This window comes from Vibrio sp. 2096 (genome assembly GCF_033339595.1).
In the GTDB taxonomy this organism is placed as follows: Bacteria; Pseudomonadota; Gammaproteobacteria; order Enterobacterales; family Vibrionaceae; genus Vibrio; species Vibrio alginolyticus.
The window spans coordinates 24,770-38,525 of the sequence record NZ_JAWOUX010000009.1 but is presented as its reverse complement, the minus strand read 5'-3'; the positions used below and the strand labels follow the sequence as shown (position 1 = coordinate 38,525).

9 protein-coding genes are annotated in these 13,756 nt (G+C 40.2%); 5 read left to right on the top strand and 4 right to left on the bottom strand.

Annotated elements, in window-relative coordinates:
* Positions 1 to 42 precede the first annotated feature (42 nt).
* Positions 43 to 342 (bottom strand): hypothetical protein, encoded by a 300-nt coding sequence (locus R7Q41_RS16705; RefSeq protein WP_104975446.1) that lies wholly within the window; start codon positions 340 to 342, stop codon positions 43 to 45.
* Between the two features lie 245 nt (positions 343 to 587).
* A complete protein-coding gene (locus R7Q41_RS16700) occupies positions 588 to 818 on the bottom strand; it encodes a hypothetical protein (protein ID WP_276439344.1) in 231 nt (76 codons plus the stop codon).
* A 258-nt stretch (positions 819 to 1,076) separates the two neighbouring features.
* Here R7Q41_RS16700 and R7Q41_RS16695 point away from each other — a divergent pair, with 258 nt between their 5' ends.
* Together R7Q41_RS16695 and R7Q41_RS16690 are read left to right on the top strand one after the other, a co-directional pair.
* Positions 1,077 to 2,468, top strand: coding sequence for a PLP-dependent aminotransferase family protein (locus tag R7Q41_RS16695; protein ID WP_238969967.1), 1,392 nt, complete (start codon positions 1,077 to 1,079; stop codon positions 2,466 to 2,468).
* Between the two features lie 98 nt (positions 2,469 to 2,566).
* On the top strand, positions 2,567 to 2,791 hold the full coding sequence (locus R7Q41_RS16690) for a hypothetical protein (RefSeq protein ID WP_017636102.1): 225 nt from the start codon (positions 2,567 to 2,569) through the stop codon (positions 2,789 to 2,791).
* A gap of 90 nt (positions 2,792 to 2,881) precedes the next feature.
* On the opposite strand, the gene asnS is transcribed toward R7Q41_RS16690, so the two are convergent.
* Both asnS and R7Q41_RS16680 read right to left on the bottom strand, forming a co-directional pair.
* The gene (gene asnS / locus R7Q41_RS16685) at positions 2,882 to 4,282 is read right to left on the bottom strand and encodes an asparagine--tRNA ligase (protein WP_047103214.1); all 1,401 of its coding nucleotides are present in this window, start codon (positions 4,280 to 4,282) and stop codon (positions 2,882 to 2,884) included.
* A gap of 189 nt (positions 4,283 to 4,471) precedes the next feature.
* The gene (locus tag R7Q41_RS16680; protein WP_005389247.1) at positions 4,472 to 6,097 is read right to left on the bottom strand and encodes a methyl-accepting chemotaxis protein; all 1,626 of its coding nucleotides are present in this window, start codon (positions 6,095 to 6,097) and stop codon (positions 4,472 to 4,474) included.
* A gap of 380 nt (positions 6,098 to 6,477) precedes the next feature.
* On the opposite strand from R7Q41_RS16680, the gene R7Q41_RS16675 reads away from it, so the two are divergent.
* The 3 genes from R7Q41_RS16675 to R7Q41_RS16665 are packed head-to-tail and all read left to right on the top strand — an operon-like array spanning position 6,478 to position 13,417.
* Positions 6,478 to 7,680, top strand: a complete 1,203-nt coding sequence (locus R7Q41_RS16675) for an EAL domain-containing response regulator (RefSeq protein ID WP_318144591.1) — start codon at positions 6,478 to 6,480, stop codon at positions 7,678 to 7,680.
* Entirely contained in the window at positions 7,680 to 12,479 is a 4,800-nt protein-coding gene (locus R7Q41_RS16670; RefSeq protein WP_318144590.1) for a PAS domain S-box protein, read from the top strand. Before R7Q41_RS16675 ends, R7Q41_RS16670 begins: the two co-directional genes overlap by 1 nt.
* Positions 12,480 to 12,499: 20 nt before the next feature.
* Entirely contained in the window at positions 12,500 to 13,417 is a 918-nt protein-coding gene (locus tag R7Q41_RS16665; protein ID WP_052346880.1) for a hypothetical protein, read from the top strand.
* The last annotated feature ends 339 nt before the right edge of the window (positions 13,418 to 13,756 follow it).

Genomic DNA, 13,756 nt, shown 5'->3' with positions numbered 1-13,756 from the left:
AGGTGGAGCGTTTACTGTTAGAAGTATGGATATCGGTTGGGGTTATTTCTTCAGATTGATTTCCGACTCAACCGCATTGGTTTCGATGTCAGGGTTAGAAGAAAGCTTTTCAGTCGCCCAGTCATTCACATGCTTTAAGATCGCTTTTAACGCGTGCTTTTCGGTTGGTACTTCTGTCTTTTCAACTTCAAGTTTTTGCTTCGGGTGCGTACCCGTCGCATCTTCTGCAACGTGTAACCAATCTGGATGCCAGTAATAAGGTTGGCCGGAAGGAGAGCTCCAAGAATGTACGCCGTTGGATTCACCTTTGTATTTAATATCTTCTTCGTTGTATTTCGCCATTATTGTTTTCTCTCATAATCCATGAGTTGAGGTGTGCATCACCATTACTATTTAAATGTAACAGATGTAATGAAAATTAATGTGATAACAATCGACTTATTTTGCCCTTTGAACGCTATAGAAGATGCGTACTTCTCATTCAGAAGAATTTACTATTTGGCAGGTTTTAGCTTTATTTGTGTTTAAAGCATACAACGATGGATTCGCCTACCTAGTGCTATTCTTGAACGGTGATAGAGCCTAAACTACTCGTCATTCAAGTGTTTGAGAATCGCCGCTTTTGCATGCTCTTCTGTCGCTGTTCCTCCATCAGGGACTTCAAGGTCAGCCTTTTTGTGTTCACCCAAAGCATCTTCAGCGATATGCAGCCAATCAGGATGCCAATAATAAGGGGTGGTACTGCCAGGATGGTTCCAACTATGTACACCTTTATGTTTTCCGCGATACGAGAGATCGTCCATTGTAAAAACTTTCATCGCTTCCTCCTGATTTAAAGACCGTAGCTCGAAGTGAGTTTAACGAACTCAGTCCAACGTAAAACCTTGGCTTTTAGGTATTGCAAAGATGTGAGGCAATATGTGTGTAACGGTCAAAGTATGGGATATAAACGCTCACTTCGTGGCTGAAATATCTATTATAAGCTTGATAAATTACGTTGCTAAATTGAATACTCCCATATCAGAATGCTGGCGCGAAGTATGCTATGGTGCGGCTGTAAGTGAAATGAGGGAAACATGAACCGATACCGTCAACTGGCTGAGCTGTTCAAAACGCAGATTCAGCAAAATACTTGGAGAGCAGGGGAAAAGCTGCCATCAGTGCGTGTAACAAGCCGAAACCATTCTGTCAGCGCAGGTACGGTATTACAAGCTTATCAGCTGCTCGAAGCACAAGGTTGGGTCGCAGCGAAACCTCAGTCTGGATACTTTGTGACTGCGGAGTTGGACCGCTTCGAACCGAGTTCTCCAGCCACTTCCGTTTATCGCTCCAGCATCAACGATGAACTTTACGACTACCTCAAAAATCAGGCTTCATCGAATGCGGTGAAGTTTGGCTCCGCGTTTCCAGACCCAGCATTGTTCCCATTAGAGGCGCTAAACCGCAACCTAGCCAGCTCAGGCAGGAAGATGGGGGTAGAGACGTTATTGGATAACTTGCCGCCGGGCTGTGAGTCTCTACGCCGTTTGATTGCTCAACGGTACATCCAACAAGGTATGGTGTTTACCCATGATGATATTGTCGTTACTTCTGGCGCATTAGAAGCGTTGAATTTGAGCCTTCAGGCCGTGACCCAGCCTGGAGATACTGTTGTAGTTGAATCACCGACGTTTTATGGCGCACTTCAAGCGATTGAACGTTTAGGTCTAAAGGCGATAGAAATAACGGTGGATCCGTTAACTGGACATTCAGTGGATCAAATTGAAGCGACTTTTGCCGGCAATGATGTTCGCGCATGTTGGTTAATGACTAACTTTCACAATCCAACAGGAACTTTATTAAGTGACGGGCAGAAGCAACGTATCGTCGAACTGGCTGACAAATACGATGTGTACTTGATCGAAGATGATGTGTATTCAGAGCTTTATTTTTCTGAAAAAAAGCCAAGCTCACTTAAAGCTTTTGATACACAAGAGCGCGTGTTGCATTGTGGATCATTTTCAAAAAGCCTTTGCCCTGGCTATAGGCTGGGTTGGGTGGTAAACAAACGCTTCAATGAGCAACTTCAAAAGCTGCAACTTATCTCGACGTTGTCAGGCAGCGCGCCAATCCAGCAGGGTATCGCGCATTACTTGCAAAACGATAGTTATGATAGCCATCTTAGAAAACTGCGAAAGAATCTTGAGCAGCGGCAATTGGCGTTTATTGAACTGGTTGATAAGTACTTTCCCCAATCGATTCGTTACACGCAACCGGAAGGCGGCTATTTTCTTTGGATAGAACTGCCGAAAACAAAGTGCGGAAAAGCGATTTATCAGAAGTTATTGGAAGCGAACATCACTGTAGCATTTGGTCAGTTGTTTTCTGTCACTCCAAATTATGAGAACTACCTGAGGCTTAATACATCGTTACCTGTAAATGATGAATTAGAACAAGCCGTGAAGACGGTCGGAGAATTACTTCATTAGCCAACTGTTTACCTGTTTTTTGCTCAAACTGTATCAGTGGACGATACCGAAGCTGTGTTTCAATCATGGGCAGACAACCATTTAGGTTAGGAGCCGTAATGAAAAAGCAGTTGGTAAAGCATGAACTTAGGTTGATGGGTGTTGCTATTTTTAGCGCATTTTTGTTGGTGTTTGCACACTTGATATTGGCGAAATCTTTTTCTCATATGGTTTGGACGGAATACACTGCTGCCGTTATCCCATTTGTGATGTTTGGCTTGTGTGTGGTTGGAGTAAAATACGCAGCGCGAGCAGATGAGGATGACGACGAAAATAACAACTAGAGTGCATACACCGGTTGCTAGAAAATCATTCGTACAAATAAAAGACCTCCACATGGGAGGTCTTTTTAATTCAATATCACTAAAAAGTGATTAGAAGTTCGCAGAGCGAGGAGTACGTGGGAATGGGATCACGTCACGAACGTTGCCCATACCAGTTACGTAAGATACTAGGCGCTCGAAGCCTAGACCGAAGCCTGCGTGTGGCACTGTACCGTATTTACGTAGGTCGCGGTACCAGCTCATATGTTCAGGATCGATACCCACTTCACGCATACGTGCATCTAGAATGTCTAGGCGCTCTTCACGCTGAGAGCCACCGATGATTTCGCCGATGCCCGGTGCTAGAACGTCCATCGCTGCAACTGTTTTACCGTCATCGTTAGCACGCATGTAGAATGCTTTAATGTCTTTCGGGTAGTTCTTAACGATTACAGGTGCTTTGAAGTGTTCTTCAGCAAGGAAACGCTCGTGCTCAGAAGACATATCGATACCCCATTCAACTGGGAATTCGAACTCACGACCTGAATCAAGAAGGATCTGGATTGCGTCAGTGTAGTCAACTTGCGCGAAGTCAGAAGAAACGAACTGCTCTAGACGAGTGATTGCTTCTTTGTCGATGCGTTGAGCGAAGAACTCAAGGTCATCGCGACACTCTGCAAGCACTGCTTTAAACACGTACTTGAGCATGTCTTCAGCCAGTTTCGCTACATCATCCAGTTCTGCGAACGCAACTTCAGGCTCAACCATCCAGAATTCTGCTAGGTGGCGGCTTGTGTTTGAGTTTTCAGCACGGAAAGTAGGGCCGAAAGTGTAAACTTTGCTTAGCGCACAAGCGTAAGCTTCTGCGTTTAGCTGACCAGATACGGTTAGGAACGTCTCTTTACCGAAGAAGTCTTCGTTGTAGTCCACTTTACCAGCGTCAGTGCGAGGAAGGTTTTCCATGTCTAGCGTAGATACGCGGAACATTTCACCAGCGCCTTCAGCATCTGAAGCCGTGATCAACGGCGCAGATACCCAGAAGTAACCTTGCTCGTGGTAGAAGCGGTGGATTGCTTGAGATAGGCAGTTACGTACACGTGCTACTGCACCGATTACGTTTGTGCGCGGACGTAGATGCGCAACTTCACGTAGGTACTCGATTGAGTGACGAGTTTTTGCCATTGGGTAAGTTTCAGCATCTTCAACCCAACCAACCACTTTAACGCCAGTGGCAGCAAGTTCGAAGTCTTGACCCTTTGCAGGAGATTCAACAATCTTACCAGTTACTTCAACAGAGCAGCCAGTCGTTAGCTTTAATACTTCGTCTTCGTAATTATTAAGATTATTTGGGACCACGGCCTGAATCGGGTCGAAACAAGAGCCGTCATATATGGCAAGGAAAGAGATTCCAGCTTTGGAATCACGACGTGAACGGATCCAGCCACGAACAGTCACTTCGCTGTCTACTGCTAGCTGACCTTTCAATACGTCTGATACAGGCGCGTAAGTCATGTTTTCAATATTCTCCATTGAGGTAAAAATTCAACTCAACGCTTACTTAAAGTACTTGTCTAATAACATTTTTGTTCAAAAAACAAGCTAAGCGCTGAGTTGGGTAACATTTTACAGATTCAACGAGACATATTACCTGTCAATTCGCTCGCATCAACCTTTATATTCGTTTTGATGGGGAGAATCTCTCTATTTATTCACTCTTTTGTGCTCTGAAAGTGTGAATTGGTTTAGTAATTGCTCTAAACGTTCGGATAGATGCTCTAAATCAACACTAATATCACGCGTGTGCGATGCTGATTGCGATGTGTCGTTAGCATGCAGTGTGATCACATCTATTTTAGATTGAATATGCTGACTTACATCAGATGTGGTTTGCGTCTGGTTTTGGATATCTTCTGCATGTCTGAGCACTTGGCGCATTTCGTCAACAACGTTATGCATTGTGGCTGATAGTGCCTCGACATCGACAGAGCGTTGATGAGCAAACTGGCAGACGGTATCAACAGAAGTTAATGACTCTTCACTTCCTTGCTGGAATTGAGAAATGATATGTTCAATATTACCAGTGGCCTCAGCCGTCCTAGAAGCCAGGTTACGCACTTCTTCCGCGACGACCGCAAAACCGCGCCCTTGCTCTCCGGCTCGGGCGGCTTCAATAGCAGCATTCAACGCGAGCAGATTGGTTTGTTCTGCAATACCCTTAATAACCACAAGAATGGACGACACTTCTTCGGTTCTTTGATTTAGAGAGCTGATTTTTTCCCGTACGGTATCAATGTTACTTACTAGTTGTTTGATGTCTTCACTGACGTTGTGTGCTTGGCTTGCACTATGAGTGGCGACATCAACGGTGTGATTGACCAAAACAGTAGCGTTGTTAGTCGAGTCCTCAACAGCAGTTTGTTGCTGCAACATATCGGTGATATTACTTTGTACTTCGTTGGTCTCTAGCTGTTGGTTATTGGCCGCTTTATCTGTGGACTGCGCGACAGCAGTTAGTTTACTCGCGGAGTCGGCAAGTGAGTGAGAGGTGTCTTGCACACGTTCTAAGCTTTCGGAGACCGTATCCATGAATGAACTGATGGCTGTAGAAAGTTGGCCCACTTCATCCTGTTGGTGATGCATAAGTCGTTGAGATAGATCTTTGCTATGGCTCACATTCGACATGAATTTCGACGTTCTTTGAATTGGTCGTACAATGATTTTCTGAATCAAACTCATCGTTATGATGAAGCCCACAAATGCGATTACGGCCATTATTCCCATCGCAAACATTGCCTGTTTACTGATCATTGAATTGACATGATTCATGTTGTATTCCAAGCGAATCGCGCCCAACACTTCTCCTGCTGGTGCAACGTGGCAAGAAACGCAGTTGGTGCCACGGTAATTTTCGCTCGATTTCATTGGTAGCGCGACTACTAACCCTTTGCCCCAATCGGCTGAGATTGGTTCAATCACCAGTTCACCATTCAACGCTCGTTGATCAATATCATCGACAGGCTGCTGGTTTTGTTGCCCAGGTCCGTAAAGTTTGGTCACAGTATCAGCTCGCAACACGCGAACTGCTTCAATGCCTTCTTGGGCCAGGGCTTTTTGACGTAAGGTCTCTTTTTGCGACATGGTGCCCGTAAGCATCATCATATTTAGGCTATCGAAATAATTACTAGCCTTATCATGGAGTTGTTCACTAAGAACATCATTGATTAAGGTTTTTTGTTGATGGTATTGGTAAGCCGTAGAGGCAGCTAGAACGCAGCTGAAGACAGCAATTAACGCCAGTAAGAGCTTAAAAGTGATAGTTGAGCGCATAAATTTATAAGTGTAATTGGAACGAACTGCACAATATTAATGTGCACAAATGCGCACTGCGAACAACGAAATGAATGATTGTGACCCCACACATGTTGGGGATATGTAATTGTGATGTGAGTGCTGTGTAATCAAATGTTTGGCGCGTGACAAAAATACGACGCCGAGACAAAAGTTTTGATTACTTGCGCTGAGAGCCCTCCACGTTTTGTTGCGTTTGTATTTAGTAAAGTTGAACCAAAACATACGTCATTTTTGAGAGCAGCACATGTAATCACGCGTAATTTTGGCATAAACCGTTGCTCGCATCTACACTGAAAATTGATAGAAGTGAAGTACTTGTAGTTAGTGGCTCACATCTTTCTGAAGGGGAGGATAGCGTGAAGACTTCAGAATATAAGATACTCGTAGTTGACGATCAGCCAGTGGTCAGGAAAACATTAACGATCTGTTTGAATAACTTAGGTATAAAGAAAGTTTTAGAAGCTGAAAATGGCAAGAAAGCAAAGGAGCTTGTGGCGTTTGACGAATTCGACGTAATTTTTTGTGACTTGAATATGCCAGTAGAGGATGGCTTCGAGGTCCTGATGTTTTTAGGTACCATGAAGTTTCCAGGTGCTGTCATAATCATTAGTAGTGAAGAACAAGAAATCTTAGCATCTACATCTAACTTAGCGCGCTTTTATGACTTGAACATTATAGGGTGTGTAGAAAAACCTATAACGTTTAAAGTGGTTCAAAATATCATAGAGGGAATTGAAGCGTTACCCACTCTTAAACGTACAGAAACACAACTTTTCGAACTGCCTGAAGATGAACTAGTTAAATACCTAGAAGCACAGAAAATTGAAGCTTACTTTCAACCTCAAGTAGATCTGGCGTCAAGAAAGATGAAAGGTGTAGAAATTTTAGCACGAATTAGTGATGACCAAGGTTCATTGATCCCACCGGATAGTTTTATTCCCACAGCAGAAAGGTCTCCTTCTATCATACTTGATCTTACGAAGAATGTTATTGATAAGGCCTTGAAAGAAATATCAGAAAACTATGACTCTTTTTGTGATCTAACATATGCGTTTAATATATCAGGGAAAGTTTTAGAAAATAATGACTTTCCCAATTGGCTCTGTAGAACAGTTGATAAGTATGGTATTCCACATGAAAACATTATTTGTGAGTTAACTGAAACAGCAATAAGCTCCAGCCCGACTATTGTCGATACTCAAATGCTCAGGTTGAGAATTATGAAATTTAAGTTATCTATCGATGACTTTGGTACTGGGTACTCATCAATAGCTAAGTTACATACGATCGCATTTAATGAAATAAAAATAGATAAAGAGTTTGTTTTTAACTGTCTCACTAACATTAAGTCTGCTGCGATTGTTGAGCAAAGTATAGCAATGGGAAAAGCGCTAGGAATGTCAGTTGTTGCAGAAGGTATTGAAAGCATTGAGGTGGAGGAGTTTCTAATTAGTAAGGGTTGTGAAATAGGACAGGGATATTTTTATTACAGACCAACTAAGTCTAGTGAAATAATAAATGTAATTAATGAATTTAACTTTAATAGTGAGAGTCGTTAATGAAGTTTTCTATTAAGTTACCTTTATTATTTTTTATATTAAGTTTGGTTATGCTAAGTGCGGTTACATTTGTTTCTTGGAAAGGTAAAGATATTCTTCAGGATACCACTTTAACAAATATAGAAAGGGAAGCCACTTTATTAATTAGACTAATAGAGAGAAATTTATTTGAACGATATCACGATGTACAGGCTTTTAAACTTTCTTTAGGTCAATTTGAAGTGAATTATTTAGACAAAAACGCTCTCAGTCCTAAAGTTATAGATAACCTAAATGATTTTGTAAGAAATTATAAGGTGTATAGACGAGTAATAATATTTGATTCTAATGGAAATGTTTTAGCTAGCAACTCTGAAAATCCTTTTGGAAAGGAACTCATAGATCTTGATATAAGCCCTAGTAAAATACGTGATAGCATCTGGTTTCAAGAGGCTATGAATGGTCTTACGCTTGAGCCAGAGCAACCAGAAAGCAGTTATGTAACGGGTCCGAATCGATATTTGATTGATAATGACTCTAACTCTTTCGATATGCTTTTTGCATCAGTTATTCGCAACGCTAATGGTCAAAGTATAGGACTTTGGGTAAATGTCGTCGATTTTAGCGCGGTCGAAAAGATAGTTGAGGAAACATATGAGCTACTTTCAAGCCGAGGGCTGCAAAGTGCAGAGCTAACCATCCTTGATGATCAAGGAAGAATTATCGTGGACTATGATCCTGTTGGACAGAGTAAGTCAAGATATACACGAGATTTTAGTGTCTTAAGTCGTTTGAATCTAGCAAATAATGGTGTCGAGGGAGCAAGACTGGCGGTCGCAGGGCTCAGTGGGTCTAATATTTCAAGACATTTTCGAAAACAAGTGCAACAAGTTACAGGTTACGCACATACCAGTGGTGCTTATGATTACCCTGGTCTGGGTTGGTCTGCAATGATTCGTGTTGGTGTTGATGAAGCATTTTACGAGTCTGACTCCCTTTTTAAAAATACATTGCTTCTTTCAATACTAATTTTGGGTTTGATTTTACTAGTATCATTCTATTTGGGCAAACAGATTGCTCGTCCGCTAAGTGCCTTAGCGCTGAGTATTAAGCGATTAGCAAGTGGAGAGAAGAATATAGAGCTTCCTGCTATTTACGGTAAAAATGAACTAGCGGTTATGGTAGCAGAGCTTAATAATTTAAAAGAAATTGTTATCGAAAGAGAAAGGCTGACGAAAGAAACGGATGAACAAAAGTTTTTGTTAGATATTCAGAGTAAAGCAATAGACTCTACAGCATCAGGAATAATTGTTACTGATATTAATCGGGAAGATTATCCAATTATTTTTGCAAATAGAGCTTTTGAAATTCTTACAGGTTATTCTAAAGAGGAAGTTCTTGGTAGAAACTGTCGATTTTTACAAGGTGACGATCAAGGTGACGATAAAGAACAAGATGGTTTGGAGGCGATACGTGAGGCTCTAAAAAACAACTCATCTATATCTGTTATTTTGCGGAACTACCGTAAAGATGGAACATTATTCTACAATAATTTAAGAATTGACCCAGTTTTTGATGATGAAAATAAAATCACACATTTCATTGGTATCATTACTGATATAACAGAGATAAAAAGACGTGAAGAAGAGACAAAGATTAAGCTGGAAAGAGAAATACAAACTAGAACAAAAGAAGCTAGAGAGTCTGAGACTCGATTAAGAACGGTATTTGATACCGCTTTAGATGGCACCGTTGTTATCGACAAAAATGGAATTGTATTAGATATTAATCGATCAACTGAACTTATATTTGGACGTGTTAGAGAAGAACTAATCGGAGAGAATGTTTCTATACTTATGCCATCGAGTTATGCTCATGAACATGATGAATATATTCGTAAGTTTTTGTTTACTGGTGATAAGAAGTTAATTGGAACTCCAAGAAAAGTTAAAGGTTTGCATAAGTCAGGACGTGTTTTTCCAATAGAGATATCTGTAGGAGAAACTAAGGTTGATGACTCTCAAGTGTTTGTTGGGATTATAAAAGATATAACTAGTCAAGAGGATACAAAGCAACGAGAATTAATGCTTCAAAACGAACTACGTGAACGAGAAGTTATCTACAGAGCCGCTTTTAGCCAAGCCGCTGTAGGAATTTGTCGTGTTAGTTTAGAGGGAAGTTTCATCGAAGTTAACGATAAAATGTGTGACATATTTGGCTACAGTGAAAAGCAATTACTTTGTATGTCAGTAGAAGAGGTTACTCATCTCGACGACCTCAACAAAAGTCGAGCAATGATGTCTTTATTAATTGAAGGTAAAAAGCGTAGTTTTTCAATAGACAAGCGATATCTTAGTAAAGAAAAAGGAATATTTTGGGCTACGGTTTCTGTATCGGCTGTTTTAGACGATGATAATCAACCTAAATATTTTATATCAGTAATAGAAGATATATCTAATCGGAAGAAAATTGAGAAAGAGCTTCGATCGGCGAAAAGATCTAGAGATGAGTTATTAAGGGGTATGCGCCTAGCTTCAGATGCAGGAGGAATTAGCAATTGGGTGCTGAACACGGAATCAGGAGTTTTTAAGTGGGACGATAAGATGTATGAGCTTTATGGCGTCCAAAAAGGCACTAAGCTTTCAGTAAAAGATTGGGAAGGAGCAATACATCCAGACGATTACGAACAAGCAACAAATGCCTTTACTAAATCTCTAGAAACCAAGGAAGTATTCAACGCTGAGTTTAGAATAATTAATCAAGATACAGATCAAATTCGGTGGATAAAAGCGGCTGGAGATGTTGTCTTCGACAAAGAATCTGGTGATGAGATGGTTTTTGGAGTTAACGTGGATATCACTGATGAGAAGGATGCTCAAGCTGCTTTAGAGCGTGAAACCTTATCGGCAAAACAGGCTAATGCTGCGAAGTCTCGTTTTCTCGCTACCATGAGTCATGAAATACGTACGCCTATGAATGGTGTAATCGGTATGGTTGATTTACTTAAAGAAACAAATCTGAGTACAGACCAGCACAGTATGGTTCGTACAATACGTGATTCATCGTTTTCTTTGCTAGAGATAATAAACGACATATTAGACTTTTCAAAAATAGAGTCAGGAAAAATCGAGCTTGACCTTACCACTGTAAATATTCTTAGTTTAATTGAAAAAACCCTAGATGCCTTATGGGTTAATGCTCATCAGAAAGGTATCGGTTTGTATCTTTATTTCGAAAATACAATTCCTCAAGAACTACTGCTAGACACCGTTAGAATTCGTCAAGTCCTTCTAAATTTGTTAGGTAACGCTATCAAATTTACAAGTAGCGAAGAGAAAAAAGGAGTTATCAAATTATGTGTAAGTTATCAAAACAATAGTTTAAGAATTTCAGTTGACGATAACGGAGTAGGAATGAGCCCAGAGCAAGTGTCTCGACTCTTTACTCCTTTCGTTCAAGCGGACAGCTCAACTACACGAAAATTTGGAGGTACAGGTTTAGGGCTTAGTATTAGCAGATCCTTTGTTGAGCTTATGGGAGGACAAATAGAAGTTTCAAGCAAGCTTGGTTACGGAAGCTGTTTTTCATTCTCCATTCCCGCAGAGCCTAATGAATCCTCGCCAGCACTCTACAGTTATGAACTATCGAGTTTTAAAGTTGTATTAAAAATCGATGATGAAAACTTATCTCATATTGTCAGAAAAATGCTTTTGGACCTCAAAGTGGCAGATATTTTTGATGAGATTGAAAAATTAACGAATCAGAGTGAGTCGAGCATTATTTATATTGGTGACCAAGCAAACCAATTAGATGAAAATAGTAAATTCCGTGTTTTAGAAGTCATAGATAATCCAACAGCAATTAAAGGTTATATTAAACCTAATAAGTATGTGATTGGTACACATCCTTTCAAACCCAGTGATTTTATTGCGGCCCTTGCGGTGTTATCTGGAAAAGAAAGCCCTGACTTTGATTGGTCTGAGTGCCTTTATGGTAAAGATAATTGTCAGTTTGATTCGAATGATAAGGATAAAAGTGGCATCACTATACTTTGTGCTGAAGATCAACCGACTAACCAGTTAGTTCTATCTCAACAGCTGGACCATCTTGGTTTCAGTTATGATATGGCTTCTGATGGAAAAGAAGCTTTTGAACGATGGTCAGAGGGAGATTATGACTTAGTATTAACAGATTGTCATATGCCAAGGATGGATGGATTTGAGTTGACATCAGAAATAAGGCGAGTAGAGGAAATGAGGGGCGAGGGGAGAACACTAATTATCGCCCTTACCGCTAATGCAATGTTAGGTGAGGCTGAGCATTGTTTAGAAGCCGGTATGGATGACTACATAACTAAACCTGTGGAGTTAAAAACGTTGAATAAAGTGCTGTCGTTACGCTTAAGGGGAAAAACATTAAGAAACAAGAGTGATACAAAGCTGATTGAAACATCGCATATGAATTCAATTGAGAAGGCTAATTTCTCTAAATTGATCGATTATGATCATCTATCTGCCGTTATCGGGTCTGACAATGTGGAGATGCAGAAAGCAGTGCTCTCAATGTTTTGGGATAATATTGTTCGAGACATAGAGAAGCTAGAAGCTGCCATTAAAGAGGCTAACCTTGAACTAGTGAGAAACCTTGCTCATGGAGCTAAGGGCGCGGCTACATCAAGTGGGGTATTGTCATTAGGGTTTTTATTCAAAAGGTTAGAAGAAAACTACGTCAATGCTAGGAAAGTTGACTCTCTTATGAGAGAGATAAAGCAGCTCATTAAACAGGTTGAGAGCCAGTTAATGCAAGAGAATATAATTTAGCGTTCCTTTAGGAGATATGGATGTTTAACTCAAATACGATAGATCAAGCTCCTTTCGACTCCTTCGAAGAAGCTAGTCGCTTTACACTGAAGTATCTTCATAAAAAGTATGGATTTGGCGCCTGGATGTTAACAAGAAAAAATGAAGAAGATTGGATCATTTTGCAGGTAGAAAGCGACAAGTACAATATTAAGGAGCTATCGACGTTGGTTTGGAGCGATTCGATTTGTAGCCGAATGGTACAAGGTAACGGGCCTAGGTGGGCTCCTTCTGTGCAAGCTATTGAAAATTACAAATGTGCACCTATAAACCAACAGCTAAGTATTTGCTCTTATGTTGGAATCCCTATCTGTTACCCTGATGGGGAGTTGTTTGGAACATTGTGTGCTATAGATACTGCAGTTCATAAATCTATTCCATCTGATGGGCAAGCCACGGTAGAGCTTATTTCAAAGCTTTTGTCTAGCATGCTGTGTATGGAAATAGAGAGAAATACCGCGGCGAGTAGACAAATGTATCACCTCCCAAGTCAGTTTAAGGACGCTGAGACTGGTTTTTTTAATAGATTAGGTTGGTCTATATTTTTAGAAAAAGAGCAGAGCGATGTCAGAACCGTTGGTGTTCCATTATATATAATTGCTATTGATGCACTGGGTATATTGGATGAGAGTGGAGATTCTTATAAGAGTAATTTATACAATTTATGTGAAATTTTAAAAAATTTTCAAAGAGGTGATAATTATATAGCCAGACTAAATGATAGCATCTTTACTATATTGGTTCATGATATAAACACTATGGATTTTAATAATCTATACCATGATTTGTACAAAAACATATCTAATTTAGAGCTTCAGGTTAAAATCGGATGTAAGAAACATTTATATAATAAAAACTTAGACGATACAGTTATTGAAGCTATAAAATACGCTCAATAAGAATAGAGATGTTATAATTTTTATTAATTAATATCTCGACAGCATGTTTCATATAATTTTCTTTTTAATTTATATTTTTTCGATAGCTTCTGGTTTGTCGGCGTTCTTTACGAACTAGGACTAATTTATTAACACTAATCAACTCGCGTGATCGACTGGGTGTATTTGTTAGCCGTTGGTAACCTACGATAATTTTAAGCTGAAGTTGTCTGATTGCATATAGAAAAACTCGTATGGGTACTTTTGAATACAATGAGACGTTCTAAAGTGTTCAATGTAAGCACGATGCCAATAGCCAGTTATCGTCCTTGAGTATGACTGGTGATATGAAGAAAGAAT